This is a genomic window from Atlantibacter sp. MEI4A-1023 (assembly GCF_056155425.1).
This window is the reverse complement of record NZ_CM149568.1, coordinates 948,690-973,589: the sequence shown is the minus strand read 5'-3', so window position 1 is coordinate 973,589 and position 24,900 is coordinate 948,690. Positions and strand designations below refer to the sequence as shown.

Sequence of the window (24,900 nt, the reverse complement as noted above, 5' to 3'; positions counted from 1 at the left end):
TTTCCCTTATTTAAAGTAAGTGGCCGGATCAGGTGCGCCGGTTTCGGTTTGCGCCTGTGCGGAGTTAGTGCCCAGCGGTGCGGCTTCGCCCAGGTTTTTGAACATCGCATCCAGTGCGTCACCTGACAGCGCGTTCGCAACGATCTCGCCGTGAACTTTTGCAACCGCCGCACGCTTCGTTGCTTCTTCGGCACGGGAGTTAGCGGTCAGGGTCTCAGCGAGCTGCTGCTGGTTAGTCTGAATTGCTGCAATGCTTTCGCTCAGTGGCTTAATGGTCGCGTCGTTATTAGCGGCGATGGCCTCACCAACGATTTTGCGAAGCAGTTCTGTATCTTCAGTGGTTAAAGGCATGTCGCCCTCCGTTTGATGGTTGGTTGCAGGCTTATCCTGCGGTGTGAAAAGGGATTTAACTTTGTTGGCCACGACGGTGACCCACGACTCCTGGCGGGCAACCGGCGTTCCGGTGTCGTCGAAGGTGATTTTTCCGCCGTCAGAGGTGTAGCCGTAAACCTGCGCGCTACCGCCATTGCGGATAATCACCACCTGCGAATCAGTAAAATCAGCCACCCAGGCGTATTCGTTCTCGCCGGGGGCGAACCGGGCCTTGGCTGCACGATCGAGGCGCTGTTCACGCTCCCGAAAGGATTCGCCCACCAGCGCGCCAGAGTTGGCTTTTAGTGGCGTGGCGAGGTCGGCATTCACCATCAGGCCAACGCCCTGCTCCGGCGTGGCCGCACCGACTTCGTGCAGCAAAATGGCGTCGTGATCCATGCCGTGAATTTTTGCCACCCACTCAGCACCCAGCGCCTTCTGTTCTTCATTCGGTTCGAGCTGGTCAAGAAACACCGCCACACTGGTGTGAATTGGCGGCACGTCCTCGCCACGCTCAATGGCTGCCACGCGTTCGAGGAGTTCCCGTCCACCTTCAGATTCGCTGGCCTTGTTCACATCCACCCATTTCTCCAGGTAGATACGATTCCCGGCTTTCTTAACGTTGCGGTTCCATGCGCCGACGAACCCGACATTCAACCCTTCAGGCGAAAAGGCCGACACGAAATGGCCGTTTACCTGCGGATGACCGAGCGGCGCCAGCGTCCCCTCGAGGCCCGCATAGTGCGCATCGATTTCGCTGGCAGAATAGAGACCGCCGTTCATGACGACATTGGCCGGCAGTGTGTAACTGGGCAGGATCAGGTGATCGCGCCCGTTGTGAACCTCCCGGCGGATGGACTGGCTGTTCACACGGGTGGTGACGTTTACTTGCATGGTCATGGTGGTGTCTCGCGGTTACGCGGCTCTGTGGTGGCCGCAGTCGCAGTGATTGGCGATGAGTCCGGCTTTCTGCGCTTTATCCAGGCGCTTCTTCGCCATATCAATAACATTGGGGTTAAGCGGCTGACCGCTGGCGTTAACCAGCACAGCAACCTGCGTGCACTTACAGTTAATCGCGTTGCCGTCGACGCTGTACCAGTCCCGAACCTCTTCGGTGGTGTAGAGATGCCCGTGGCGAAGCGCATGTTTACGCCGCGTTGTCGGGCTGAATGCTGACAGATGCAAAAGACGGGTTGTAATGCCGTACTGAGCCTCAGCATCATCCGTTTCATCCCACCGGGCGCGGCGCAGCGCCGTCGGTATCTCCGTGCGGGCAATACGCTTAGCCCGGCTGAGTTCAATCCCGGTCTGGCTGGTGAGACGTTTCGCAATTTCCCGTGGATTTTGCCCCCGCCCCATACCGTCGGTCAGGATGCGCGCCATATCCGATTTCATCCGCGCACTGAGGTTTTTCATCTCCTCAAACACGCGGGTTCTCACCAGCAGCAGGCGACGCTGATAGGGCTCGCTCAGCAACAGTTGCTGGAGACTTTCACGCCCGGCGGCATAGACCGGCGACTGCTGCGAGAGGCTGGCAAATTCCTGAGCCGTACCGCGCTGATATCCCTGCCTGACGTAATCCCGCCAGAACCAGAAATCGGTCTCGCTGCCACCAAAGAGGATTTCATCAACCATCACCGAGGCGTTACTGAGAAGCATTGATAGCAGTGAGGTGTCCAGGTCGAATGCGTAGCGAAGGTTTACAGCAGGTGAAGCGGGAATGCGGTCGAGAATGTCCTGGTACGCTTTGGCAATGCGCCTTATCCGTTTGCCGAACTCGTTAATCGCGCCGCGCTCGAGGCGGTCTGCACCAGTGGGGTCGTTAAGGTTTCCCGGCAGAATCGGAGGTTTCGTTTTCCTCTTCTTCATCGTCTTCCCCCAGCGGTTCAGGCGAGCCCTCATATCCGGCGGCCACGCGGATTTCTTCACCGGTGAAGGGCTGTTCGCCAGTGGCGATTGAGGCGCTGTTAATTTCCGCCATGGTCTTGGCTGCGGCCAGCTTCTCGGCGTCGGTGCTGGCGTTCAGGTCATCCCAGATAATCGTTTTTTGCCCTACCGCATCGAGAATGCCCAGATCCACCAGCTTGTCGCACAGGTCTTCAATGTCGAATGACAAATCGCCCCGGCGGGACTGGCAGCGCGCGTTGAAGTAACGCTGGTCTTCGGTACTGGCACGCTCGCCCGTCTGCATGCCAACGAGGATTTTGGTCGGGATATCCAGCGCAGCGGCGGCTGTCTGGAGGTTGACGTCATAGGTCGGGCCGGGGTCAGCCACAGATGTCACCAGCGGCGTTACAGCTGCGCCCTGCGTGGTGAGTAGCGCATCGTTGCCACGGTTAATCTCAACGGCGACTTCATTGAATTTTTCCTGCAGCTCCGCAACATTCACACCATAGAGCGAGGCCAGATTGGTAAAGTCGATTTTTTCGTCGAAGTTGATGCTCAGCTGGCGGGCTGCGTTCTTCAGGAACGACTCACCGGAGCCGCCTTCCACCTTCTCCAGACTGACAAAAGCGTTGTAAGCGGGCTCAAGAAAACCAATAGCATCGGGGGAATAATCACCCAGGATAAAAACGCGATCCGGATGAACGTCCACGCGCCGGATGGCGCCGTTCGCAAGTTGCTCGATGTACTGCCACATTTTCGGCTGGCCGTAGGTGCGGGAGTTAAGACCTGTATCCCAGTCCTTAACCTTAATTGTTCCCGCCCAGGCAACGGTAATTTTCTCCAGCCCTCTCCCTCTGGTTACAGGCAGGTTCCAGTCTTTGCCGTCCCGTACATGCAGCAGAATGCCGGAATAACGCCCAACCAGCCGACGTAAATCAGCCTCGGCAAACGAACGCCAGAAGCGATGGGTTAATACGGACTTAGCCTTGCGTTCCCAGGCCGTTTCCTTGCGGGTTTCATCCTGTTTATCACCTTCGATAATTTCCGGGTTGCTTTGCCAGCACGCGCCGATCAGCTTTTTGACCGCGCCATGGGCAATACCGCCGCGCCGATACAGGCTGTAGAGGTCATCGAAGGTAATGTCGTCCTTGAATCCGTACTCGCACCACGCTGAATTGCGCTTTGAATCCAGTCCCATGGTTGGGTTAGCGGCCATCATACGGGCGCGCGCAAGCCTGGCATCGTTCAACGCATGGTTGACGGCCAGTTGAAGATTTTTATTCATGCAGGGTCCGTAAGTTATCTGAGGCGTTTCGGGATCATCATGCCAATTGCCTGCGCCCCGCCAAGTTCGGTCAGCGCATACACAGCGGCATCCAGTCGGTCGGGTGACTTTTTGGCGGTGGCGGGCACATATTCCATCAACTGGTTTTCCAGTAGATAGAGATTGCCGTGATGAGCTACGCGCCCCTGTTCGTAGAGCGCGGATATCGGTTCGGCGCGGGCGAATTTGCCTTTATTGGCATGAACACGAATAATGCGGCCTTTGAACCCGGCGTTACGCAATGTTTCCTCCGCCATATCACCGCCCTGGTTCGTTTCGATGACAATCGCATCAGCACCATGCTCTTCATAGGCCCACATAGCCTTTTTAGCCCAGCCAGCCGGTGAGTATTTGGCACTGTAATCGCCATCCACAGAGAACTGTTTTTTATCACCAGCACCGTATGCGCTGGCAGCCACAATCCCGGTTTCATCGCTTTCATCGCTGTTCGTGGCCTGCGGGTCAATCGCAATAACCGTACGAACCTTATCAAAGCGGATCTGCAGGTCGCGCGCGGCACTAATCATCGCCTCAGTCCACAGTGCGCCCTCCGCGTTAAATTTGCGGGGCTTCTGCATGTACTGAGCCTCGGCAGTTCGGCGGTGAGAGAACAGTGATACGCGGTGAGACTCGTTGTGCTTGAACGGCCAGAGCCAGCCATCAGGCAGACCATGATCAATCGGTATGGCGTGAGAGTGCTCCGGGTACTGGGCTGCATACGCCTGGCTGTTATCGATAATCACAGGCAGATTCAGGTGATGCCACATTTCACCGGAGCCACCGCGCAGCAGGTATCCACTGAGGTCGTGGTAGTGGATGCGCTGCATAATCACAATCATCGGCGTCGTTTCTACAGCCAGACGTGATTTGATGGTTTCGTTAAAGCGGTTATTCACGCCATCGCGTACAGTCTCGCTGTATGCATCATCTGGTTTTACCGGGTCATCGATAATCAGCGCGCCCTGCCAGCCAGGCTCCATGTGTCCGGCACGAAAGCCGGTAACCTGCCCGGCAGATGAGGACGCATAAACCCCGCCACCGTATTCGTTCCACCACATCGCCTTACTGTCCGCATCGTCACGCAACGCCATCGGCCACATTGACTGGTAGGCCTGCGATTTGACCATGCCGCGTGCAGTCGATGAGTTCAGTAGCGCCAGCTGGTGGGAGTACGACAGGTGCATAAACCGGGCGCGCCGGTTCAGCGCCAGTCCCCGGCCCATCATGTTAATGGTTGCCAGTTCTGTTTTGGTGTAACCGGGCGGAACGTTAATGACCAGACGCTTTATTTCGCCGTCTATAACGCGGTTTAGCGTCTGCTGTATGACTTTGTGATGCGGTGCGACAATCATCTTGCCGCCGGTGCGCTGTTTGAAGAAGTAACGCGCGTAATACAGTCCATCCTCTTCGCATTCGACCTTACGGGCAAATGCCTTTTGCTCAGCAGTCGTCATCCTCCATCATCTCCTGCCTTGCGGATTTGTATTCCTCTTTGCTCATGGTGAGCGTCTGGATAGCGCCACCGTTCGGCCCGGAATGCTCGAATTTATGTTTGTTGGTGTAAGCATCACCACACTCTTTGGCAGCCTGCTCAATCAACTCAGCTGTTAACGCAAGGTTCTTCATCCCCTCAGCGCGCGTTGCCATGCGATCGAGAGCGCGCAGCCGGTACGCCTTATTGGCTATCGGAATGTCAGAGATTTCATTCTGGAAGCGTTCGCGGGTGGCGTTAAACATATCCACCCACTTTTGAGCCAGCCCCCTGCCGTTTGCTTTCGTCGGGTCGTGGGATTCAACCTGTTGACGGGGTATGGTCAGGCCAAATTCTTTTTTGACCGACTCAACCACCTGAGACGGGGTATCAAAGCAGGCAAGAGACTGAACGATGAAGGCTTTGACCTCACCTTTCAATGCCGCCATAAATCACCTGCCTGTCATAATCAGTCATAAAGTTAAGCCAGTTTAAGCATGCACGTCCCGCACGCTCTGGCGATATCAAGGTGAGCCACTTCCGCAGGCCTGTTTGCTGCGTCCACCAGTTGTTGCACATCGTGACTGGCACCGTAGCGGCGAACGACGCCAATGAACTCTTCCACATCGTGGCCGCGCAGTTTCAGTTTGGGTAATCCACTGTCCCGGTAGAATTTCGGCGCGCCAAATTCATCGGTTTCCTGTGCAATGTGGTACAGCTCATGCTCCACCAGCGCGCAGAACTCCAGATCAGAACACTGAGCGCAGTAATCAGCGGCCAGGGTGATGATGAACTCAGGGATGCGCCCGAACCACTCATGCATTTGCTGTTCCATTCTGGCTTTTTGCCAGCCACCAGCGCGCATCATTACCTCTTCGCATTGGCCCAGCACGGTGCGTCCTTTTTTGGAGAAGGCGCTGGACGCCCACATAAACGCGATATCAGCGTCAGCAAGGTAGAAGTGGTCGGGGTTATGAAGATGGCCGGATTCGGCAATGATTTGCATCTGTACCCACTCCCACAGTCCATCGGCGGGAATCAACCGAATGTATAGAGCGAACTCAGCAACAAAGATAGGTGACGGGAGTGGCCTGCTAATCTCGATCATAACCTCTCCGGTTTGGCTCCATTAAAAAAGCCCCGCTATTGCGAGGCTCAAAAAATGCAACTATGACAAATAGTTGCCGCTTACGCTTGTTACTACAGCATTGCTAACCATACTCAAACTTCCTTTAGCACAGGAAACAGGCACCACCGCTTGACCCTTTTCATTGAGAAAATAAAAAGTGCGAAATGCACATGCCATAGACAATTCCGGTTCGCCCTCTTGATGGGGGCGTTTTTTTGCTTTACAGAGCGTCAGCGTGAATACAGAACATCACCAGGTGCGTTCGTAAACGCGCCCCAGGTTGGTCATTTCACGGCGTTATACCAGGCCTGCCAGCGATACGTGTTGAGCCGCAGCTGGCGTAGGCATTCTGCCGTTTCGATATCCGCCTGCAGGTCCTCATCACTGTTTGCCCCGGCATTACTTGCCCTGCACGGTTCCTGCATCAAATCCGCTGATGGCGTTGGCAGCATCGATGGCACGCTGGCGCAGCCGCACAGACTCATCATCAAACTTACACACAGTACGGTTCGGATCCTGGACATACTTCACCACGTCGCGGGTTATGGTCCGGTAAATCACCTTTGCTTCAGCGGCAGCCACAGCGGCTTTCTTCTCTACCGGCTGGATGGCTTTCTCGGCCTTATCTTTCTTATCCACCGCCAGCGCGTTGATATGGTCGGCGTGGGCATTCCATCCAGAACGCCATGAAATCAGCGCGGTGGCGGAGATTGCTACCACCAGCGCCATCAGAACATATCGCCACTTCATACCAGCGCACTCCGCGCACGGTTATAACGCAGACGGCGGTCTTCAATGCCGTTATGGCCACCATTGATAATCTGTGTGACTCGCGCCAGGTCGCAGGAGTAAAGCAGGCATCCATGAGCGGCGTAGAACCATGCCGCCGAACGCGCCGCGTTGCGGTCCTGCTCCAGCAGTTCGGGGCTGGAGACCAGATCAAGTTTCAGCGCGGCGCCACACCGACGGTAATTATCCTGACCGGTGATCTGAATCAGGCCGCGTCCGCGATATTTCCAGCCATCACCCGGTGCTTTGTTGCCCAGGCGTTTGCTGTACACCAGATTGGCAATAGCGCGCTGGCGCTCCAGCGGTAACACCTTTTCATACGAACGGCGGCCCAGCGCGTTTGCTTGGTCCCGACTAAGCCGCCCAAAGCGCACGAAATCAGCCAGTCCTGCAACGCTGTAATTCATGCTTTCCACCAGCCGGGAGAAACTCACGGACTCGTGTCCGGTCTGGGCGATAAACATCGCCTGGTCAGTCGGTGCAGTGATGCCAAATTCTTTCATTGCCGCGTCGATATGTGGAAACCAGCGCGCAGCTAATCCGGCGCTTATACCAGCCGCCTGCTGAAATTGTGATTGTTTCATTCCGACCTCAGGACATAGAAGAGCCGCGCCACATTCCCCCGTGCCCTGAACACGGCGGCGCAGATAATCAGGTTGATTGTCACGGTTGCCCAGTGGGTATGCAGATAGGAATCGAACAGGTACCGGAACGGCACCGACGCATACGCCAGAATTATCAGGTAGGCCAGCCAGGACGCCCACGGGTTATGTCGCCCGCCGGGTTTACGGAACATCATCAGGCGCAGAACAATAGCGGCGCAGGCCACTACGTTGGTAAGCACCAGCGGATCGTTAGTTACCATTGGTTCCCCCTCTCCAGCGTGCCAGCAGCTTTAGCGGGTCCTGTTCACTGAAAAACGTCAGTGTCTTGATAGCCACGGCAGACAGAATCACCGCGCCGAGCGCATCCAATGGCTTATCGGCATAGCCGGTTATACTCGCCAGCCACGAACCCACCAGCCCGGAACCATAGACACCAGCGAAATACGACACGACAAAATATGCGGAGCGGCGAAAAATCGTCAGGTCGGCTGCAGTGGCCACATAGAAAACAGCCCCGGCAAACGCCCCGAACACAACGCCGTAATCTGTGCCGGTCAGCAGTCCATAAATGCTCGCGCCGGTCAGCGCGCTGCCGGCGGCTGCGGTACCGGAAAAAGGTTCGGACATTACGCCCCCTCGTTAGTGATGAGTCCTCTCAGAAATGAGGGGAAATAAAAAAGGCCCACTGAAGTGGGCCCTGATGCGGATGCCATTCCGCTGCGTTGGCGTTTGTATAAGGCATGAGCCGAATATATAGCTTATTCGGCTCATAAAATGAGGTGAATCTGTCAGATATTCTTTGCGGCGCTATGACAGGGGTACTGATGCAATGCACCTCGCGAATACCCCTGTCGTATCGCCGGAAAGCAAAAACCCCGCATTAGCGGGGCTTTCGAATTTTTCAGATTGTCGCTTTTAGTTGCTGCCATTTTTGCGCAGCTCTGCCAAGCATGAATTAATTAAACACTTTTCTGGCTCGTTTTCAATCCAGATGTGAATAAAAGGCACAAATAGTAAAAAATCACTCTTCCTCAGCCAGCAGCTTTCGGGCAGACAAAAACACCTTCGCCCTGAATATTTCCAGACACCAGCGCACTCTTCGCCTTGCTTCACAATCCGATAACCACGGTGCTATTGACTGCAGATCTCTGGTGATATCGGAGATTTTCTTGTGTGTGGTGTAATACTGAACGCCAACCATATAGACCGGATCGTTCACATCCAGGGCAAGCAAAACGCATTGCTCAACAAAATCAGCGTCATCATTGCGCAGTGCCTGGTCGATTATACTCACCGGGGCTTTAGGCCATAAAATGGCATGGGCACGATTCATAATATGCCTGCCTTTGAAACCTTCACTTCTGGCCTGATTTAATGCAGCAGTAAAACGCTCAAGCGCCTTATCTGACCAGCGACCACCTTTGATCGCACTCCAGCAGGCGTGTGTTCTTGGCATGCGTGGGCCCGTATCCCCACTGACACTACACCCCCATGTGGTCAGCAATGATTTTATCCATCCTGACTGGATACAGGTTAGTGGCGTAAATCGCCCAAGGTAGCTTTTGCGCGGAGCGGCGGCAACAGCGCCCAGCCCCAGATAATGCTGCCGGCGTTGGCTCGGTGTCATTGTGCAGCCCTCATTGCTGTTTTAATGTAATTTCTCAATATGCGGTAATCCGTCACAACCGATCCGCGAAAACGGTAAATTCGCAGACGTTGCCAACGCAGGCGAATAACATCTGTTTTGTAATTTTCTCTGTTCACCGCTTCCCCTCTCTCGTTGCATGCCAGTCCCGTACGTACCCGAGCGCCAACAGGGCGGCCCAGCCAATCTGGTAATAATTTTCGGTAGTCATGCGGCCTCCTGCTGTTTGAGTTGTCTGAGCTTTGAGCGGTATTCATCGCGGATCCGGATGTAGTCGTCGCGTTTCCATTTCCGTAATTCGTGCGGGCCCATCAGGGCATCAAAGCGGGCCTGGCCGATTTTGGCGATTAGCGCCGGACGGTAGGCCGTCAGGTTGCCGGAGAGGTGGTTATTGCATGGGGCACACTGGCGATGGCAATTGTCCTCATTGAAGCGCAGCTCCGGATTGGCACCGGTCGTACGGTAATGCCCGGCGTGATATTGCCCGTCATGGTAGCGGCCGCAGCTGATGCACGGCATGTGACGATCCCGGTACCGGATGAACTCGTTAAAAGCCTGCTGGGCCTGTTTGATGAAATAACTGAGCGGCTTAACTGCCTGTCGCCGTTCCGCCTGGCGTGCCCGCTGCTCTTTCTCCTCTTCGCGCTGGCGCTTCTTCTCAGCACGCATAGCGTCGGCCTGGTTCTTTGCGGTCTGCACTTTGCCTACAGCGCTGGCGCATTCGAATGAGCAAACGACCTGCTCGTTCCGTATCGGGTGAAACCACTCCCTGCAGTGGATACATTTTCGACGAGGTTTTTTAGCCATATTCACCCCGCAAAATTCATCAGCTGCGCGGCGGCGTTCTCAGCCTCGCGCTGGTCCCTGAATGCCCTGGACAATATCCAGCGCCACAGCACATCTAACGCGGCCCTGTAGAGCTGCTGAAACTCGGTCTCGTCCATATTTGCGAAGGCGATGCTGCGAGGATGTTTCCGGAGTGTGCCGTCAGGCAACTGGATAGTGTCGAAATGCCCGGCCTCGATAGTTACCCAGGCGCGATACGCATCGAAGGATTTGCAGAGGCTGATGCCGTTAGTTATGCGGCGACTGGCCACCTGTTCCAGATATTGCTCAGCGGCATCCATCAGCGCGCTTTCGTTCCCGCCATAGGCGGCAAGGTATCTGGCGTAACCGTTAACCAGCCTGCGTTCGTTGGAAGATATCGCGCCGCCGGTCGGTTCCCAGTACTCGAAACCAAGATTAAGCAGAGCGAAAAACTTACGGTGAAATGCCGGGTTACGTAGCTGGCGAAACTCGGCTTCGAGTACCGCACCGAGCTTACATTTTGAATGCAGAAAATCGCTGGTCTCGGGCGTAGCCGGGATCAGGATTCCTGATGATTGCTTGATTAATTGCAAGTGCGCCATGGTGTTCACTCCGTGGCGCTTTGCTGCTCCGATTCCGCTGTTCAGGCGGTAAGTAGATTATGGCAGTCTCGGCTTGCGAAGGTCAATAAGACCTGCCTCGACAGCCATTTCCAAAAATTCGCTCATAGTAAGCAGGTGTTGTTTGTCGCGTATCCTTTCCAGACTGGTGATCCGGCCCTCTTCACAATTCACAACGAACCGCCCTCCCTGTCTGATTATGTCTACCGCTTCGGCGATGTCTAAATCCACAAAATCCCCCTGAGCGACATACAGACGCAATTGTCGAAAATTCAGCAGCCGCGCATGGATGATTTGTGGTTTGGCAAAGGACTGCAGGCTGCAATAAAGAACACTCAGTAAAACCACTCGTCAGCACTTTCCCAGGTTTCCTGCAGAATATTAGCGACCTCGTCTTTATCGCCACCGATAACATTGAGCCCGTCATTTTGTGCCCGGCGAATGGTCAGCTGGCATCTCTCGAAGCGTTTGTTTAATCGTTTTAAGAGTTCGTTTTCCAGCGCCGGGATCGCGCCATCAGGCAGTTTTTTTGTACGTTCGATAGTGACTTCAACCTTCATGATCATCCCTCTTATAAAGATACTGTATAAATAAACAGTACACCTATACCGGAGAATGATCAACTCGATAAACGCACGATTTGCTACAAATTTTGAAAAGTTAAAGTTGTGTAACTCATTGAATAAAAAAGCCACTGTTTTGGTGGCTTCGGGTTTAACTCTCAGGCCGCCTCTTCACTGATGCGGCACAATTCGGGGAGATTTGCTCCTACCAGCGCCTCAGCAAACGGCGGCGGTACCGCGTTGCCGCAGCAAGTGCCCTACTTGACGTTTGAAGTGGCATAAAACAACCCACTTTTTTTGTAGTTGATATGGATATGAATTACATGCAAAAATATAAGGTTAACCTTACATAGCAGAGGTAATGCATGCTTGAAACAGTCGTTAAAAATTGCGCAAAAATCGAAAAACTACTGCGCGCAAGAGGCGCGGAAGGCAATGGCCTCAAAGAACTAAGTACTTCTATTAACTGGAGGCTCACTGATTCAATTGTCAAAAAACTTGCATTTATTACACATCTTCGCAACAAAATGATTCATGAAGCTTATATATGTAGCCCAAAAGAGTTTAGCAAATTTGAGATATTTTCCCTCGATGCGATTTCATACCTAGAAGGGTCCAAATTTGAGTACGCCAGTCGTCCCAATTGCGATGCTGAAGAATGCTCAATAGACGACTTAGATACAATGATGAAACAACTTGAGCGTTCGATGAGTGAACTAAAAAAAATTCTTCCAAATGGACCAACTGTTGAAGAAATTGTTGAAAACGTCAAACAGGCCGAAGTGAAAAGAGAGAAAGAAAATTCAGAATACACACAACCAAAACCAAATACAGATAATGCGGATTGTAAAAGCACCATTAAACTTGAAACACTTACTATATCCCCTGCTGAAGGTGCTCTCGTTGCCGCCATTGGTGCATTAGCTGCTGGATACTATTTTCTCAAAAAGTAATACTTTTTATAACAAGCCCTCATAGAACGAGGGCTAAATTTTTAAAAGAAAAGTATGAATTATCGAGATATCATTTTCTTAAGCCACATACGATTGATGTGATGTTTCAGGCGACGCTGGTGGTGCGCCGGAAGATCTCCGGCACTTTCTACCATGCCGACCTCAGTTGGCCATACGGTTTCGGTTACGTCCACCAGCAGCAGGCTTTCCAGCTCGATGATGCGATTTGTGGCGTATTCCAGTAGCTGATTGCTCACGGTTCAGCCTCCTGCTTCGGTGCGGCTGCGAAATGTTCAACACCCTTTGCCCAAATTTCTTTGATGGTTGTCCAACTGACCGGTACTGTAATTTCAATTCTTCCGCTGCCATCGCAGGTTTCGCATTCGTCATCACCTAAGCACTCAGGGCAGTTGATGAACTTAGTTTCTGAAAACTCACCAGACAATGCGCCTTTTGCCCCGTTCTCTGCTGTCAGCTTCATGGGCATGATGCAGCAGCCATCAGGCAACGTGGGCTGGTTTACATGTTCGGCACCCTGATTACTGCTGCAGCGCGACTCGGAACTTTCGGCACCCTGAAGCATGGCTTCCTGATACCGCTCCAGCTTCACGTATTCCTGTACTGCCCATCCCATAGCCCTACAATCCGAGGCCTCCGCCGCATCAGTAGAGTAAGTAGTCGAGCGCCCGCCAGGAACGGCAATCGAGTACAGGTCAGCCACTGGTTTAATGGTGGTGGGCACTTCGTCACTTTTTGGCAATAAATCCAGTGATGGTGCGGGCTGGATGCCGCTTGGCGACTCGGCACCCTGAAGCATGGCGGCAAACTCCTTAATGCCTGCGTCGTGGTCGGCGCGCTGCTCAGGGGTCATAGCTTCCAGTTCGTCGTAATATTCAGCCCGCCGCTGCAATGCATCGAGCATAGTTTGCGTGCGCACGCCCTTGCCGAAGCGCAGTCCAGGCTCAAGCATCACTGGACATGGTAATGTTTCCACCACTGCTGGCTGCGGTAACTGTGGTGCTGCGTAAACAATGCGCCCAGCGCCACCAGTATTTACCACTGTGTCATACGTCCGCTTGTCGGTGTCGTACCAGTCCACATCGCGCAGTTGGTAGATGGGTTCCTGCTCTGCCTGTACTGCTGGCGCTGCGGTCTCACCCTCACCAGTCAGCATGGCTCCCCGGCAAGCGTTCCATATATCGGACGCTAGCTTTCGTTCATACCCATCCAACTGAAAAGCGACACCATGAGGCGGCCTGATGCTGGCGAGAACTTCAATACTTTCCGGCGTTGCCTCTTCCGGCACGCTCGTACCTTGTGGGGCTGCGTAGACAAGCAGCTCCCCGTTATCAATGGGCCATTCACCGTCTTTCACGTAATCAGTGGTGCCGTCTACCTGCTGGTCGATAATGTGAAAACTGCCGATTGGCTTCTCAGCGGCGGCGCGGTACTGCTGTAGCTCGCGGGCCATCGCTGCGATTTCCCAATCCGTTGCGCTGAAATTCTTAGTGTGGTTTGGTCGAGAATACTCCGCGCTGATTGTGTCCAGGCGTTCTGGTGATACGCGTTCGTTGATTGTCATGGTCTAATCTCCGTTTTGCCACCCAGAATGCGGACCGCAATTCGCTCACGCAGAGTAAGCTGGCGGTGCTTACCGCGAGCATTTACGATTTCAGGCTTGCCATTAGGCGGATAATTAACCCTGACTGATTGACCGTCCAGAGCGTGAGACGCCTCAAGCAGTGCTGACTTTAAATTCTCAGGGCATTCTTTCTGAACTTTTTCGCGGTCAGAAATTACGCCTGCAATCCCTTGCAGTAGACTCGCTAAATTACTGAGATAATTCTTCATATCCCTCACCCCTCCACCGTATCCCAATCGACCCAGGCATTTTCACCATCAGCATCAATTTCGCCCTTGTGTCCGCATTTGGCGCAAACTGCGCTATCGCCTGACCAGAGAGAATGTGATGAGATTGATTTCCCCGTAACGTTGGCGATGCCGTGCCCACAGCACGGGCAATCATCAAGCCAGTCAATTTCGACTGTTATCGGACCGTATCCGTATTTTTCTCTGATGCTCACAATCACCCCTCCACCGTTAAATTGATGCCAACGGCTACCATTTCTGTTTTGTTGGCATCCTGGCGAGCATTAGTCCGATTTGATCTGCACACCAGCGCCCAAAAATTCATATCGCAAATCAATGCAACGCGCATTTCCGCCGTAAAGCGATAGCCGAGCTTATTTGACTTGCCCACTGACCGACGACGCTTGCGCATTAATTTGCGTACGTGCGCTGCGTTCACCTCAACCTGCCGATGCCTTGAGGCATAAACACCCTTAGGGGGTATCTTCCTGGCCTGTTTTTGATAAGCGATTAACAGGTCGTGTACGTCTGTTGCCTTGCTCATACCTGGCTCCCGCGAAGCTGTGCTGCGAATACGCGCGCATCCCGCCCGTCCTTCAGATTTTCGATTGCCAGAACCACGTCATCAACGCCGTCTTCGCCAACTGCCTGCCGCATGGTCGTCTCCCACTCAATTTCGGCCCTGACAGAGGCGTCACGTTCCAGACAAGCAGTACGCGCCGCTACCAGCGCGCAGTCCAGCCGCCCCGCCAGTTCGTTGAGCAGCTTCGCTGTCTCCGGGTCTTTAAACTTAGCGACCACGTAGGTGGCGCGAATTAACTGCTTATGGGTCATGTCTTTCATGCGCGGGCACTCCCGAAAAGTTTGTGGATCTGATAGCCCTGCCAGTTCTGGCGGCACTCATCGCAGACAATGTTCACTGAGTCCGCAGGCTTTTCTGATTCAGTTCGTCTGGCTTGAGTTTTTCGCGCTTCGCGGTATGCGGCGCTGGTTGCCCTGCGCTTTGCATCGCTGCGGCGGGCACTTTCCTCGATGTAAGATTCGTAATCCTGAAAAGTCAGGAAGAATCCCTGCTTACCCTGTTTGTGTAGGTCGCCGTTTTTACAGGCCAGTTCGAGAAAGGCGCGCGTGATCCATTCGCTTTCGCGAAGCAGACTTCTCACTTCGGCGAAGGATAATCGACGCTGTTCTGCCAGCGCTGCCTGAACGGCTTTAACCCGGACCTGGTAGATTTGCTCCGGAGTGCGGAAGTCCTGCGCCAGCCGGTAAACGTATTTCCGCATGCGTCCGGAGCGAACCACGGTACCGCTACGCAGCAGGCCACCCAGCAGCGTTGAGGTCCGGTTTGGTTCCATGCCGATAGCCGCAGAGATTTCGTGCAGGTTTGCTTCCCGGTTAGCCAGGAATTTGATAACGGCGTTAACTGAATTCGTTGTCATGATTTCCTCACTTCACCACGCGCAAGTGGCTGACGTTTTTACGGTAACTGGCCCAGTTGAAGTTCACCCAGACACCGCCATCCATCTGCAGGCGGTCCATCACCCGTTCGCCCAGTACGGCGGTCAGCTGGGGGTGATTCAGGTTGGTCAGCACGCCGACCGGTTTCAGGGATGCCAGACGGCGATCGATAATCTGGTTCAGGATGACGAACTCGCTGCGCGACTCGCGCTGAACACCCACCTCATCGAGAACCAGCAGGTCCACGCGGCAAAGGTCATCCAGTAACGCGGATTCTGATTCGCCCTCGTCGTAGCAGGCTCGTACGCGCAGCATCAGGTCGGGGATCGTGACCACGAGCACCGTGGCGCCACGCTCGAGCAGGTAGTTTCCGATGGCCGCCGCCAGATGGTTTTTCCCGGTACCGCAACCGCCGCTGAACACGAAGCTGCCGAACCCGGTACCGAAGTTCTGGGCGAACCGCTTCGCCATCGTCAGCGCGAGCTGCTGGCCTTCGCCGTTTACCTGGTAGTTTTTGAACGTGCAGCTGCGGTGTAAATCCTGAATACCGGAGCGCCCGAAAATCCGATCCGCACGCGCTTTTTGGTTGAGTTTCTCCACCTCAGCGCAGTGCTTGCGGCCCTCTTCCTGCTGCCAGGCCATCAGCTCTTCAGCGCTGGAGAACTTGGGTTTGATGCCCGCCGGCATGAGTCGCTGCAGGCGTCCGATTAATTCGCTGCTGGTTTTCATGATCACCCCGTGAATCCGTCTGGAATCGTGTTACCCGGTTGCGGTACCGCGAGCGTCGCAGTCTTCTGCCGACCCGCGTTGCGTTGCGCCTGTTCCCGCTGGCTTCGCAGACTCTGCGCAAAAGTCTGCTCCCACTGTTGATGGTGCTTAACGCGGCCTTCGACAGACCAGTAGTCCCGGAATTGCTGAAGCTCCTCTGGCGAGTAGCCAGGCGCTTCGCCGAGAAAAATCCCCCACAGCGTGGCGCGGCGCTCAAACTCAGGGGCTGGTTTCCAACTGGTGGTTATCGGAAATTTACCCAGCGGTGGTTCGTACTCGGTCTCTGGGTTTTCTTCGTCCTGAGTTTCTTCAGGCACGCGATCCTCTCTCTCTTGTTTTATTCCTTTCCTTTCCCTTCCCTTCCCTTCCTTTCCGTCAGTGAGTACTCCATGAGTATTCAGTGAGTCCTCAGTGAGTCCTTCATGAGCGCGCTGTGAATCAGCATGACCTTCTGCGTGATTTTTCAGTGAATTATCACCAGATGGCGGTTTTTGCTCGTCGGGCTGGGACGGTAACGGAATATTTGAATTACTCGGACGGTTAATTTTCTGGTGCTTCAGGAAACCAGGTATCTGCAAATAGTGACTACCATTCACTGAGTACTCAGTGAGTAGTCCGTGAGCGATCAGTTCCATAATTAACGGCTCGCAGTCGATAGTGTCCGCAGGGAAAACCTGCATCTTGATGCGCTTTGGTGAGCGCTCCAGACAGCCTTTGTCATCCGCAAAGTTGAACAGTCCGATAAAAAGCAGACGAGCCGAAATAGAACATTCGACGACTTTTTCGTCTGTCCAGAACTCCGGTTTGACTGTTCTGATGCGAGCCATTAACTACTCCCGTTATTTACTTGCTTAATTTGCCCAGTCATACTGACCTCGCGATTGATCCCAATTAATTGCACCCGAAGGCCGAAGTGTTGGCGCACATCGGTCTTCACCCTTTCAGAACAGGCCTCGCTGTTCGGTGCGCTTAACGCGCTTTTCTTCGAACCTGTCGGCAGAAGTGGTTTGTTTCTCTGCCCACAATTTCGCGTGTCGTAAAACATCATCGAAAATTTTCCCCTTGCGGCTTGCCTGAGACATACGCCGGTATAAATCCACGGCCTGGAATGCCCCCCCCTGAGCCACCGGCACCGGAAAACCCAGGCGGATAAGCTCCTCGCGGACGTGCTTCTCGATAAACTGCTCATGGTTCATAAGCGGCCCCGGTTACATGACACCCAGCATCGACGTGACCATCGTCATCAGCGGCCCGACCTGCTCGGGCATCAGGCGAAACAACGACGCAATCCCCTCGCTCACCTCTTTCAGCTTCTGATGTTCAGGCGCTTTCATCAGCACGGCCTGTTTGGCTTCCGCGCATTCTTTCATCGCCGTCGCGACGCGCGACAGGATGTCTTCCTGAGGAATGAGCCGGGTACGGAACTCGAGCGGGAGAACGTTAAGAATTGCCGGAGTTAACTCGCGGATATTTTCTCGGGAATAATCGGTGTCGCCGTCCAGCCAGCGGAATAGCTTTTGGCGCTGGCGGTTGATTTCAGTCGGGAACTCCAGGCCGCCGCCGCTGAGTTGATATTCCTCAACAATCAACCCGGCCACCACGTCCTGGTTATCGATCGCAGCCGCCCATGCACGAACAGCTGCACGAAGCTGCTGGTGGGTAAACTCCGGCTTCGCCTGAGAGCGATTTATCATCGTTACCGGCATTGTTCCGGTACTCTGTTGAAATTGAAGTGATTGCATGTTTAGGCCTTTTGTCGTGGCATACCATCAGTCGGGTTGGGATAAATATCAGGACGAAGCTCATGCGGAGTTACGCCAGTCAACTCGAATATGGCCATGACTCTGTCCACTGGCACTACGCCGCTGGATCTTGTCCGCCAAAAGCTGATCGTCATCGGCGATACACCTAACCCGCGCGCCAATGCTGATGCTGAGCCAGCTTTTGAAATCGCTTTTTGAAGGGAATCCATAAAACCTCCGTGAATGATTAACGGAGTAAATTAAACAACACGTTTAAATGAACGTCAATTAATTTCAACTGGTTGTTTATTTCGATATTTAAACTAACTGTTTATAATGTTGATATGAAAGAAGAAACCATAAAAGATTCAGCGCTATCAGATCGGCTTACAAAGATCCTAAAAGCCAAAAAGATGTCCAAATCTGAACTGGCTCGTAAGGTTGGCGTATCGCCGCAGGCAGTTAATAACTGGTTCACTCGTGGAGAACTAGGGAGGGAGTCTGCTCAGCGGATAGCAGATGCGCTTAAGGTTTCGATTGATTGGCTGCTTAACGGTGATCCAGACGACATCCTTACAGTCGAACAAATAAGGCTGAACAGGTTCAGGCACTATTTTAATGCGGGCCTACCAGAAACCAACAGCTCGACTGAGAGCCAGTTACTTCAAGACATTGAGAGCGGGAAACAGCCTATTACCGATAACATTGCTCGGCGAATTGAAGCTGATTACTCCCTTCCCTATGGTGCGCTTGATTATGACCCCCTCTTTACTCCTTCAAACCCACTTGAGAACCTGTCAGAGCAGGAGGTTGAACTTCTACACCTGTTTAGACAGATGCCTAAATCGGCGCAAAGGGAAATGCTTGCTATGTTTAATAGCCGCGTCAGCGAGTATGCCGCCCTATTTGCAGAAATGCTCGAAACGAAAAACAGCAAATAATATTCCCCTACCTATTAGACCGGCCTAGAGCCGGTTTTTTTATGCAACCAATAATCTTTTAAACTTGTAGTTGAAAATATTCTTGACCAATATTTAAACCTGTTGTTTAATAAATCCATCAACAACGCGCTGCGTTGCTCCGATAAACGTTCCGCCAGCCGGGCGATAACGGCAGAGGATGAGATGGTTAACCAACACTACGGCACGATGCACATCATTCGCCAGTGTGTGGCTCCGGGAATGCTGGCAAAGCACGACGGGCACACCTGGAATGTGTCAGCGGTTCGCGGCAAATACGTTTACCTGCGCACCATGCGCGGCGCCACACGTATCAACGATTGTCTTGTGGAAGTTTTACTGAATGGCTGGGGTGATCCAATGATTCACGGACAGGAAACTACCGGCGCGAAATGCGCCTACTGCAAAAGTCCTCTTCAGCCTGGCGACGAAGTAAAAAGCACCCTGCTTCTACTGCGCGGCAACATGCTAGCCCGCGAAGAACGGCAGTACTGCTCCAGGCAGTGCGACGAGCATGACCAGATGGCTCACGAGTCATAAACGCAAAAACCCGCGCAAGGCGGGATCTACGTCCGGTGCCACCGACCAAAGTTACACCGGAAACAACATTAAAACCAAAGTTAACCCAATGGGCGCTATCAATGGTCCGGGGATTCTAACACCCAAAAATGAGGATCTCACATGGAATTTCCATATGTAGTTAAAGCCACGCAAAAGTCGGGAAAGCCTGATGCTTTTGTCTGGTTCACTGCAAAGACTGAGGCTCGTGCCAATCTGATGCTGGATGTTGCGCTGGAAGATGCAGGCATCGAAACAGGTCGTGGCAAGGACTACGCCAAACCGATTCGCACTGATTTCCCGGTTGTTGACGGCCTGCCGAAAGAAGGTGAAGTTGATTTCACCTGGTGTGATCGTTACGAACTGCAGGAAGACGGGCGTACCTGGCTACCAAAAGCGAAACCGGCTGAATCCGTAAATATTCAGGACGAGCGCGCGCAGCTGACGGACGCTGCCGGTCATGCCAGTGCGTCGGCTGCTGACGTCCCTGCACTGCTCCGCCCGGTAGCGCGCCTGCGCCTGCCGCAGCGCCTGATTGCTCACCTGCTTAACAACACTGAAGAAAAAGAAATCAGTGAAGCTATGCACGTACAAATCGGCGCAGCTGAGGCGGACGAAAACAATCTCTATATCCAGAACCTGCTGCAGGCCTGCCGGGAAATACCAGGTATTGATGAACTGTCTGCGCATGTTGAGTGGAAACTCATTCAGTCCGTAAAAGAATTATTCCCACTGGAGCAGAACCACGAAGTAAGCGCCTTTAACGGCTTTATTGCAGCTTGGGTGGAAGCTGAACCGGGTGATCGCTCCCAGCTCGTTAAAGAGTGGGCTGACCTCGTCCAGGACTGGCCTGAAATTAATGGCAGCAGTGACACCCCCTCTGAAACTGTCCAGCAATTCCGTGACGCTGAAGTGCCAGAGCTTATCACAGTGGCCACCCTGCCATTCCGTCAGCGCCTTCTCGCCCAGCTCCTTTCTGAAGAAGAGTACGCCTATCACATTACCCTGGAGCAGAAGAAAGAAGTTATTACGCTGGAACTGGATGTGGATAACTCGTATGTACAAAACCTGCTTCTTGCCGCTGAAAACACACCTGCCCTGAAAGACGTCAGGGAATACGACCTCTGGAAACTGACCACGGCGTTTAAAGAAGTATTCCCTCAGGATAAAAAAATGCCTGAACTTGGCGTAATGCTGCAATTCCTGAAGGCCTGGAGCGAAACCGCGTATATCGACAAAGGTCTGCTTGTGAAGGAATGGGCCAAAGGTAACCGCATATCCGCAATTCAGCGCACCGACACGGGCACGAACGCTGGCGGCGGCATCGTGACAGATCGCAACCCGGATTATGAGCACACTCTGGAAACACTGGATATTGAAATTGCAGCCGCGACGCTGCCGATGGATTTCGATATCTACAACATCCCGGGCGCTATACATCGTCGCGCCAAGGAAATCGTTCAGAAACATGAAAGCCCGTTTAAGGAATGGTCTGCCGCACTGCGCAAAACAGCGGGCATCCTGGACTATTCACGCGCTGCCATTTTCGCCTTGATTCGTGGCGCCGCCGAGAATGTTCATCATTTCCCGGTCAGCCTTCAAACCTACATCAGAGCGAACCTGAAAGAACACCAGCATGACAAGCCAGATGCTGCAACTGTAGAGGCTGCGCAATTCAGCCGTGAAACCCTGGATAAACAACTGGCCGCTGACCGCGGAGAATATGTTGAGGGCATCAGCGACCCGGCGGATCCGAAATGGGATAAAACGCCACGTAAATCTTTCTGTACTCACGAAGAGAATTTACAGCGAGTCCGCGAAGAAGGGGCGCGTCGCCGGGCTGAAGAAGCGGCCGCACAGCCGAAGGTCGAAAACCTCGGTGCTGGAGTGTTCTCCATCGAAGGGCTGACTGGTAACGCCCCGATTAATCCGGACAACGGCCCGGTAATGGGTGACGCCACTTATCAGGAAATGGCCGAAGGCCTGCGAGAAGAACTGGAGATTACCGAAGATGTGCAGATGGAAACGGCTGTCAGTAACGAAATCCCGGCTGGTACACCGGTTTCAGCAGGCGAAGGCGCTGATGCAGATCATCCGCAGGCAGATGCCGTAACGCCGTCAGAAATTTTCGCGGCCGCAGCGCCGAGCCTGGCGAATCATGATCAGGAGAATGTGAAACAAAAACCAGAAAATGTGCATCAGAATGACGATTCTGCGCATCAAGAAGCCGAAAAAGTGAATCAGATCGAGCCAGAAGTGCATCAGGAGCCACCAGCTCCTGAATACCCGGCGTTCTTCGAGCCAGGTCGTTATGAAGGGTTGCCGAACAACGTTTACCACGCCGCGAACGGTATCAGCTCCACCATGGTAAAAGATGCCCGCGTATCGCTGATGTATTTCAATGCCCGCCATGTTGAAAAGACCATTTCCCGCGAGCAGTCCAAAGTGCTGGATATGGGTAACCTGGTGCATGCGCTTGCACTGCAACCGGAGAACCTGCACACAGAATTCAGTATTGAACCTGAAATCCCGGAAGGTGCATTCACCACCACGGCAACGCTGCGCACGTTTATCGAGGCACATAACGCCAGCCTGGCGCCGCAACTCAGCGCTGAAGATATCAAAGCGCTGCTGGAGGCGCATAACGACACCCTGCCCGCTCCGGTACCGCTGGGCGGCGGTCTGGAAGAAACAGCGCAAAACTATATGGCTCTGCCAGCTGATTATCAGCGTATTGAGCCTGACCAGAAGCAGACGGCAACGGCAATGAAAGCCTGCATTAAGGAGTACAACGCCACCCTGCCCGCTCCGGTAAAAACCAGTGGCAGTCGTGACGCGCTGCTCGAACAACTGGCGATCGTTAATCCTGACCTGGTGGCACAGGAAGCGCAGAAGCCGCAGCCGCTTAAAGTGTCCGGCACCAAAGCTGACCTGATTCAGGCTGTGAAGACCGTCAAACCAGATGCGGTGTTTGCAGACGAACTGCTGGATGCCTGGCGCGAAAACCCGGACGGAAAAATTCTGGTAACGCGCCAGCAACTGGCGACCGCCCGGGCCATTCAGTCGGCGTTACTGGCCCACCCGACCGCCGGTAAGTTCCTGACTCATTCAGGCCGGGCCGTCGAGGTGAGCTATTTTGGCATCGATGACGAAACAGGTCTGGAAATCCGCGTACGCCCGGACCTTGAAATCGATATGAACAGCATCCGCATCGGGGCTGACCTCAAGACGATAAGCATGTGGAACGTCAAGCAGTCAGGTCTGCGCGCCCGGCTCCACCGCGAAATCATTGACCGCGATTATCACCTGAGCGCGGCCATGTATACCGAAACAGCAGCACTGGATCAGTTCTTCTGGATTTTCGTGAACAAAGACGAAGGTTACCACTGGATCGCCATTGTCGAAGCCAGTCAGGAACTGCTTGAGCTGGGTGCGCTTGAGTACCGCACTACTATGCGTGCAATAGCAAACGCATTCGATACCGGCGAGTGGCCAGCACCGATTGTTGACGATTACACCGACGAACTGAACGACTTCGACCTGCGCCGCCTTGAAGCGCTGCGTACTCAGGCATAAGGGGAATAACGATGGAAAGCATGAATATCGTAACCGCGGAGCAGCAGGCTCCAAACACAATCTCTGCCAGTAACGCCATCTTCAATGTACAGGCATTAACCCAACTTCAAGCCGTTGCCGGTTTGATGGCTCAGGCAGCCGTAACGGTTCCTGAACATCTTCGCGGCAACTCTGCCGACTGCATGGCTATTATCATGCAGGCAATGCAGTGGGGCATGAACCCTTACGCCGTTGCACAGAAAACGCACCTGGTAAACGGCGTACTGGGCTACGAAGCGCAACTGGTAAACGCGGTGATCTCGAGCTCCAACGCAATCGTGGGCCGCTTTCACTATGAGTACGAGGGTGACTGGTCGAAATGCGCCAGCAGCCGTGAGGAGATCGTTAAGAAGCCGGCGAAAGGCGGCGGGACGTACGACAAAAAAGAAATGGTGCGCGGCTGGACTAATGCTGACGAGGAAGGCCTGTCGGTTCGCGTGGGTGCCGTCATTCGCGGCGAAAGCGAGATCACCTGGGGCGAACCGGTCTTCCTGTCCAGCGTGATCACGCGTAACTCTCCACTGTGGATTTCTAATCCCAAGCAGCAGATCGCTTACCTGGCCCTTAAATACTGGGCGCGCCTGTATTGCCCTGCGGTCGTTCTCGGTGTGTATACCCCTGATGAAGTCGAGCAGCGCACCGAGAAAGAGATCAACCCGGCACCCGCTCCGCGCATGAGCGTCCAGGAAATTACCAGTGATGTGAGCACCACCAGCAGTGCGCGGGAATGCACTACGAACATCGATGCCCTGGCCGATGAATTTCGTGACCGCATTGAAGCCGCTGAAGACGTCAATAGCGCTAAAGCGGTACGTGTGGATATCGAAGCAGCGAAAGCCACGCTGGGCACCGCCCTGTTTACTGAACTGAAAAACAAAGCCGTGAAGCGCTACTACCTGGTGGATGCGCGCAATAAAGTCGAAGCGGCGATCAACTCTCTGCCACAGCCGGATGAACCGGATGCCGCTGAACGATTCACGAAGGCCGAGCAGACACTGACGGCAGCCAAACGCCATCTGGGCGATGAACTGTACGAGAGATTCAGCATCAATTTGCTGGATATGAAACCTGAGTATGTCGGCTAAGGGAGGCGGGAGGGTTCGCCCTCCCGGTTAACGATGAGACTAATTAACAGAGGCAGCAAACAATCCCCGGTAGCCCGACAGGCTTGCGCAGCAGCGCTCCATGAACATTACGAGCGTTTCGGAGATTACGGCATAACAGGCAAAAGCGTGGATTACATGATCCGGGTTGACGGGACCAAACTTCGCGTTGAGATCAGGAACTGCCAACACAGTTACATCGCGACGCCGATGGATAAACCGCGTCGGTTACGTGCTCTGGCAAGCCCTGTGATGGGTTTAAGGGGAAAACCATGATCTGCTGTTTTAATGAGGTACCGAAAGCGCAGTGGCCGGAAAAACTCCACGACCCCAGCCGAACCAACGTCTGGATAAATCCACGCTTTCTGGTCCAGGAGTTTCATGAGGAAGGGGGCGTAATTCGCCTGTCCGTTAATACCAGAGAGTTGGGGTTAGCGGGACGCTGGAAAGACGGCATAAGCTGGGACACGCTCCAGGAAATCAAAAACGCCGTTGGCTATGCGGATCGGGATGCGGTCGAGATTTACCCGGCGGAACGCGACGTGGTGAACGTTGCCAATATTCGCCACCTGTGGATTTTACCTGAACCGTTGCCGTTCGCCTGGCGCCGTGACAACTGAGAATGAATTATCAACGGCCCCGGCCGGGGCCAGTGGAGAGAAT

The 24,900-nt window shown here is 53.8% G+C and carries 33 protein-coding genes and 1 pseudogene; 7 read left to right on the top strand and 27 right to left on the bottom strand.

The genetic code is table 11. The features are described from left to right. Positions 1–6: 6 nt before the first annotated feature. The 16 genes from ACVV26_RS04630 to ACVV26_RS04555 form a co-directional block, all read right to left on the bottom strand. A complete protein-coding gene (locus tag ACVV26_RS04630; RefSeq protein ID WP_474800193.1) occupies positions 7–1,272 on the bottom strand; it encodes a hypothetical protein in 1,266 nt (421 codons plus the stop codon). Positions 1,273–1,287: 15 nt separating this feature from the next. After that, positions 1,288–2,241, bottom strand: a complete 954-nt coding sequence (locus tag ACVV26_RS04625) for a phage minor head protein (RefSeq protein WP_474800192.1) — start codon at positions 2,239–2,241, stop codon at positions 1,288–1,290. Next, on the bottom strand, positions 2,195–3,544 hold the full coding sequence (locus ACVV26_RS04620) for an anti-CBASS protein Acb1 family protein (protein WP_474800191.1): 1,350 nt from the start codon (positions 3,542–3,544) through the stop codon (positions 2,195–2,197). Before ACVV26_RS04620 ends, ACVV26_RS04625 begins: the two co-directional genes overlap by 47 nt. A gap of 14 nt (positions 3,545–3,558) precedes the next feature. Next, a complete protein-coding gene (locus ACVV26_RS04615; RefSeq protein WP_474800189.1) occupies positions 3,559–5,037 on the bottom strand; it encodes a phage terminase large subunit family protein in 1,479 nt (492 codons plus the stop codon). Further along, on the bottom strand, positions 5,024–5,503 hold the full coding sequence (locus ACVV26_RS04610; RefSeq protein ID WP_474800188.1) for a DUF2280 domain-containing protein: 480 nt from the start codon (positions 5,501–5,503) through the stop codon (positions 5,024–5,026). Before ACVV26_RS04610 ends, ACVV26_RS04615 begins: the two co-directional genes overlap by 14 nt. Before the next feature lie 32 nt (positions 5,504–5,535). Next, on the bottom strand, positions 5,536–6,162 hold the full coding sequence (locus tag ACVV26_RS04605; RefSeq protein ID WP_474800187.1) for a putative metallopeptidase: 627 nt from the start codon (positions 6,160–6,162) through the stop codon (positions 5,536–5,538). 420 nt (positions 6,163–6,582) lie between these two features. Then, positions 6,583–6,933, bottom strand: a complete 351-nt coding sequence (locus ACVV26_RS04600; protein WP_312817812.1) for a hypothetical protein — start codon at positions 6,931–6,933, stop codon at positions 6,583–6,585. Next, positions 6,930–7,556: a glycoside hydrolase family 19 protein gene (locus ACVV26_RS04595; RefSeq protein WP_125293521.1), complete on the bottom strand. Its 627-nt coding sequence runs from the start codon at positions 7,554–7,556 to the stop codon at positions 6,930–6,932. The genes ACVV26_RS04600 and ACVV26_RS04595 overlap by 4 nt, the downstream gene beginning before the upstream one ends. Next, entirely contained in the window at positions 7,553–7,837 is a 285-nt protein-coding gene (locus ACVV26_RS04590; protein ID WP_002433793.1) for a phage holin family protein, read from the bottom strand. The genes ACVV26_RS04595 and ACVV26_RS04590 overlap by 4 nt, the downstream gene beginning before the upstream one ends. Then, on the bottom strand, positions 7,827–8,204 hold the full coding sequence (locus ACVV26_RS04585) for a phage holin family protein (RefSeq protein ID WP_125292274.1): 378 nt from the start codon (positions 8,202–8,204) through the stop codon (positions 7,827–7,829). Before ACVV26_RS04585 ends, ACVV26_RS04590 begins: the two co-directional genes overlap by 11 nt. A 394-nt stretch (positions 8,205–8,598) precedes the next feature. Beyond that, a complete protein-coding gene (locus tag ACVV26_RS04580; protein ID WP_474800186.1) occupies positions 8,599–9,204 on the bottom strand; it encodes a hypothetical protein in 606 nt (201 codons plus the stop codon). Continuing rightward, on the bottom strand, positions 9,201–9,341 hold the full coding sequence (locus ACVV26_RS04575) for a YlcG family protein (protein ID WP_474800185.1): 141 nt from the start codon (positions 9,339–9,341) through the stop codon (positions 9,201–9,203). Before ACVV26_RS04575 ends, ACVV26_RS04580 begins: the two co-directional genes overlap by 4 nt. Before the next feature lie 88 nt (positions 9,342–9,429). Next, a complete protein-coding gene (locus tag ACVV26_RS04570) occupies positions 9,430–10,029 on the bottom strand; it encodes a recombination protein NinG (RefSeq protein WP_312980124.1) in 600 nt (199 codons plus the stop codon). A gap of 2 nt (positions 10,030–10,031) precedes the next feature. Then, the gene (locus ACVV26_RS04565; protein WP_474800184.1) at positions 10,032–10,631 is read right to left on the bottom strand and encodes a DUF1367 family protein; all 600 of its coding nucleotides are present in this window, start codon (positions 10,629–10,631) and stop codon (positions 10,032–10,034) included. Between the two features lie 57 nt (positions 10,632–10,688). After that, complete coding sequence (locus ACVV26_RS04560; protein ID WP_318068959.1) at positions 10,689–10,997, bottom strand: hypothetical protein; 309 nt, start codon at positions 10,995–10,997, stop codon at positions 10,689–10,691. Further along, positions 10,985–11,209, bottom strand: coding sequence for a DinI-like family protein (locus ACVV26_RS04555; RefSeq protein WP_251849762.1), 225 nt, complete (start codon positions 11,207–11,209; stop codon positions 10,985–10,987). The genes ACVV26_RS04560 and ACVV26_RS04555 overlap by 13 nt, the downstream gene beginning before the upstream one ends. Before the next feature lie 368 nt (positions 11,210–11,577). Between ACVV26_RS04555 and ACVV26_RS04550 the strand changes: the two genes are divergently transcribed. Beyond that, a complete protein-coding gene (locus ACVV26_RS04550; RefSeq protein ID WP_318068960.1) occupies positions 11,578–12,165 on the top strand; it encodes a hypothetical protein in 588 nt (195 codons plus the stop codon). A 59-nt stretch (positions 12,166–12,224) separates the two neighbouring features. On the opposite strand, the gene ACVV26_RS04545 is transcribed toward ACVV26_RS04550, so the two are convergent. From ACVV26_RS04545 to ACVV26_RS04495, 11 genes and pseudogenes are all read right to left on the bottom strand, one after another. Further along, complete coding sequence (locus tag ACVV26_RS04545; protein WP_318068961.1) at positions 12,225–12,422, bottom strand: hypothetical protein; 198 nt, start codon at positions 12,420–12,422, stop codon at positions 12,225–12,227. Continuing rightward, a pseudogene (locus ACVV26_RS04540) lies at positions 12,419–12,649 on the bottom strand (hypothetical protein); the annotation flags it as partial. The gene ACVV26_RS04545 and the pseudogene ACVV26_RS04540, both read right to left, overlap by 4 nt. Positions 12,650–13,743: 1,094 nt before the next feature. Further along, positions 13,744–14,016, bottom strand: coding sequence for a hypothetical protein (locus ACVV26_RS04535; protein ID WP_318068962.1), 273 nt, complete (start codon positions 14,014–14,016; stop codon positions 13,744–13,746). A gap of 235 nt (positions 14,017–14,251) precedes the next feature. Beyond that, a complete protein-coding gene (locus ACVV26_RS04530; RefSeq protein WP_318068963.1) occupies positions 14,252–14,578 on the bottom strand; it encodes a hypothetical protein in 327 nt (108 codons plus the stop codon). Further along, positions 14,575–14,877, bottom strand: coding sequence for a hypothetical protein (locus tag ACVV26_RS04525; protein WP_474800183.1), 303 nt, complete (start codon positions 14,875–14,877; stop codon positions 14,575–14,577). Before ACVV26_RS04525 ends, ACVV26_RS04530 begins: the two co-directional genes overlap by 4 nt. Next, on the bottom strand, positions 14,874–15,473 hold the full coding sequence (locus ACVV26_RS04520; protein WP_474800182.1) for a hypothetical protein: 600 nt from the start codon (positions 15,471–15,473) through the stop codon (positions 14,874–14,876). Before ACVV26_RS04520 ends, ACVV26_RS04525 begins: the two co-directional genes overlap by 4 nt. A gap of 7 nt (positions 15,474–15,480) precedes the next feature. Then, positions 15,481–16,221, bottom strand: coding sequence for an ATP-binding protein (locus ACVV26_RS04515; protein ID WP_474800181.1), 741 nt, complete (start codon positions 16,219–16,221; stop codon positions 15,481–15,483). A 2-nt stretch (positions 16,222–16,223) separates the two neighbouring features. Beyond that, positions 16,224–17,087 (bottom strand): DnaT-like ssDNA-binding domain-containing protein, encoded by an 864-nt coding sequence (locus tag ACVV26_RS04510; protein ID WP_474800180.1) that lies wholly within the window; start codon positions 17,085–17,087, stop codon positions 16,224–16,226. A gap of 114 nt (positions 17,088–17,201) precedes the next feature. Continuing rightward, positions 17,202–17,456, bottom strand: a complete 255-nt coding sequence (locus ACVV26_RS04505) for a hypothetical protein (protein WP_125293537.1) — start codon at positions 17,454–17,456, stop codon at positions 17,202–17,204. 12 nt (positions 17,457–17,468) lie between these two features. After that, on the bottom strand, positions 17,469–18,002 hold the full coding sequence (locus ACVV26_RS04500) for a toxin YdaT domain-containing protein (protein ID WP_474800179.1): 534 nt from the start codon (positions 18,000–18,002) through the stop codon (positions 17,469–17,471). Positions 18,003–18,004: 2 nt separating this feature from the next. Next, the gene (locus ACVV26_RS04495) at positions 18,005–18,232 is read right to left on the bottom strand and encodes a transcriptional regulator (protein WP_474800178.1); all 228 of its coding nucleotides are present in this window, start codon (positions 18,230–18,232) and stop codon (positions 18,005–18,007) included. 114 nt (positions 18,233–18,346) lie between these two features. On the opposite strand from ACVV26_RS04495, the gene ACVV26_RS04490 reads away from it, so the two are divergent. The 6 genes from ACVV26_RS04490 to ACVV26_RS04465 all read left to right on the top strand — a co-directional run bounded on the left by ACVV26_RS04490 (position 18,347) and on the right by ACVV26_RS04465 (position 24,857). Next, a complete protein-coding gene (locus tag ACVV26_RS04490; protein ID WP_474800177.1) occupies positions 18,347–18,943 on the top strand; it encodes a helix-turn-helix domain-containing protein in 597 nt (198 codons plus the stop codon). A gap of 102 nt (positions 18,944–19,045) precedes the next feature. Next, on the top strand, positions 19,046–19,501 hold the full coding sequence (locus ACVV26_RS04485) for a YdaE family protein (RefSeq protein ID WP_474800176.1): 456 nt from the start codon (positions 19,046–19,048) through the stop codon (positions 19,499–19,501). A 141-nt stretch (positions 19,502–19,642) separates the two neighbouring features. Further along, a complete protein-coding gene (locus ACVV26_RS04480; RefSeq protein WP_474800174.1) occupies positions 19,643–23,095 on the top strand; it encodes a RecE family exodeoxyribonuclease in 3,453 nt (1,150 codons plus the stop codon). A gap of 11 nt (positions 23,096–23,106) precedes the next feature. Further along, a complete protein-coding gene (locus tag ACVV26_RS04475; RefSeq protein ID WP_474800173.1) occupies positions 23,107–24,219 on the top strand; it encodes a RecT family recombinase in 1,113 nt (370 codons plus the stop codon). Positions 24,220–24,252: 33 nt separating this feature from the next. Continuing rightward, positions 24,253–24,513, top strand: coding sequence for a DUF4060 family protein (locus ACVV26_RS04470; protein WP_474800171.1), 261 nt, complete (start codon positions 24,253–24,255; stop codon positions 24,511–24,513). Then, positions 24,510–24,857 (top strand): DUF7694 domain-containing protein, encoded by a 348-nt coding sequence (locus ACVV26_RS04465; protein ID WP_474800169.1) that lies wholly within the window; start codon positions 24,510–24,512, stop codon positions 24,855–24,857. The genes ACVV26_RS04470 and ACVV26_RS04465 overlap by 4 nt, the downstream gene beginning before the upstream one ends. Positions 24,858–24,900: the final 43 nt, after the last annotated feature.

What these genes read in the sequence shown, in the direction of transcription:
- ACVV26_RS04630 (WP_474800193.1), bottom strand. Translation starts at nt 1,272, where the DNA reads ATGACCATGCAAGTAAACGTCACCACCCGTGTGAACAGCCAGTCCATC.
- ACVV26_RS04625 (WP_474800192.1), bottom strand. Translation starts at nt 2,241, where the DNA reads ATGAAGAAGAGGAAAACGAAACCTCCGATTCTGCCGGGAAACCTTAAC.
- ACVV26_RS04620 (WP_474800191.1), bottom strand. Translation starts at nt 3,544, where the DNA reads ATGAATAAAAATCTTCAACTGGCCGTCAACCATGCGTTGAACGATGCC.
- ACVV26_RS04615 (WP_474800189.1), bottom strand. Translation starts at nt 5,037, where the DNA reads ATGACGACTGCTGAGCAAAAGGCATTTGCCCGTAAGGTCGAATGCGAA.
- ACVV26_RS04610 (WP_474800188.1), bottom strand. Translation starts at nt 5,503, where the DNA reads ATGGCGGCATTGAAAGGTGAGGTCAAAGCCTTCATCGTTCAGTCTCTT.
- ACVV26_RS04605 (WP_474800187.1), bottom strand. Translation starts at nt 6,162, where the DNA reads ATGATCGAGATTAGCAGGCCACTCCCGTCACCTATCTTTGTTGCTGAG.
- ACVV26_RS04600 (WP_312817812.1), bottom strand. Translation starts at nt 6,933, where the DNA reads ATGAAGTGGCGATATGTTCTGATGGCGCTGGTGGTAGCAATCTCCGCC.
- ACVV26_RS04595 (WP_125293521.1), bottom strand. Translation starts at nt 7,556, where the DNA reads ATGAAACAATCACAATTTCAGCAGGCGGCTGGTATAAGCGCCGGATTA.
- ACVV26_RS04590 (WP_002433793.1), bottom strand. Translation starts at nt 7,837, where the DNA reads ATGGTAACTAACGATCCGCTGGTGCTTACCAACGTAGTGGCCTGCGCC.
- ACVV26_RS04585 (WP_125292274.1), bottom strand. Translation starts at nt 8,204, where the DNA reads ATGTCCGAACCTTTTTCCGGTACCGCAGCCGCCGGCAGCGCGCTGACC.
- ACVV26_RS04580 (WP_474800186.1), bottom strand. Translation starts at nt 9,204, where the DNA reads ATGACACCGAGCCAACGCCGGCAGCATTATCTGGGGCTGGGCGCTGTT.
- ACVV26_RS04570 (WP_312980124.1), bottom strand. Translation starts at nt 10,029, where the DNA reads ATGGCTAAAAAACCTCGTCGAAAATGTATCCACTGCAGGGAGTGGTTT.
- ACVV26_RS04565 (WP_474800184.1), bottom strand. Translation starts at nt 10,631, where the DNA reads ATGGCGCACTTGCAATTAATCAAGCAATCATCAGGAATCCTGATCCCG.
- ACVV26_RS04555 (WP_251849762.1), bottom strand. Translation starts at nt 11,209, where the DNA reads ATGAAGGTTGAAGTCACTATCGAACGTACAAAAAAACTGCCTGATGGC.
- ACVV26_RS04550 (WP_318068960.1), top strand. Translation starts at nt 11,578, where the DNA reads ATGCTTGAAACAGTCGTTAAAAATTGCGCAAAAATCGAAAAACTACTG.
- ACVV26_RS04535 (WP_318068962.1), bottom strand. Translation starts at nt 14,016, where the DNA reads ATGAAGAATTATCTCAGTAATTTAGCGAGTCTACTGCAAGGGATTGCA.
- ACVV26_RS04530 (WP_318068963.1), bottom strand. Translation starts at nt 14,578, where the DNA reads ATGAGCAAGGCAACAGACGTACACGACCTGTTAATCGCTTATCAAAAA.
- ACVV26_RS04525 (WP_474800183.1), bottom strand. Translation starts at nt 14,877, where the DNA reads ATGAAAGACATGACCCATAAGCAGTTAATTCGCGCCACCTACGTGGTC.
- ACVV26_RS04520 (WP_474800182.1), bottom strand. Translation starts at nt 15,473, where the DNA reads ATGACAACGAATTCAGTTAACGCCGTTATCAAATTCCTGGCTAACCGG.
- ACVV26_RS04515 (WP_474800181.1), bottom strand. Translation starts at nt 16,221, where the DNA reads ATGAAAACCAGCAGCGAATTAATCGGACGCCTGCAGCGACTCATGCCG.
- ACVV26_RS04510 (WP_474800180.1), bottom strand. Translation starts at nt 17,087, where the DNA reads ATGGCTCGCATCAGAACAGTCAAACCGGAGTTCTGGACAGACGAAAAA.
- ACVV26_RS04505 (WP_125293537.1), bottom strand. Translation starts at nt 17,456, where the DNA reads ATGAACCATGAGCAGTTTATCGAGAAGCACGTCCGCGAGGAGCTTATC.
- ACVV26_RS04500 (WP_474800179.1), bottom strand. Translation starts at nt 18,002, where the DNA reads ATGCAATCACTTCAATTTCAACAGAGTACCGGAACAATGCCGGTAACG.
- ACVV26_RS04495 (WP_474800178.1), bottom strand. Translation starts at nt 18,232, where the DNA reads ATGGATTCCCTTCAAAAAGCGATTTCAAAAGCTGGCTCAGCATCAGCA.
- ACVV26_RS04490 (WP_474800177.1), top strand. Translation starts at nt 18,347, where the DNA reads ATGAAAGAAGAAACCATAAAAGATTCAGCGCTATCAGATCGGCTTACA.
- ACVV26_RS04480 (WP_474800174.1), top strand. Translation starts at nt 19,643, where the DNA reads ATGGAATTTCCATATGTAGTTAAAGCCACGCAAAAGTCGGGAAAGCCT.
- ACVV26_RS04475 (WP_474800173.1), top strand. Translation starts at nt 23,107, where the DNA reads ATGGAAAGCATGAATATCGTAACCGCGGAGCAGCAGGCTCCAAACACA.
- ACVV26_RS04470 (WP_474800171.1), top strand. Translation starts at nt 24,253, where the DNA reads ATGAGACTAATTAACAGAGGCAGCAAACAATCCCCGGTAGCCCGACAG.
- ACVV26_RS04465 (WP_474800169.1), top strand. Translation starts at nt 24,510, where the DNA reads ATGATCTGCTGTTTTAATGAGGTACCGAAAGCGCAGTGGCCGGAAAAA.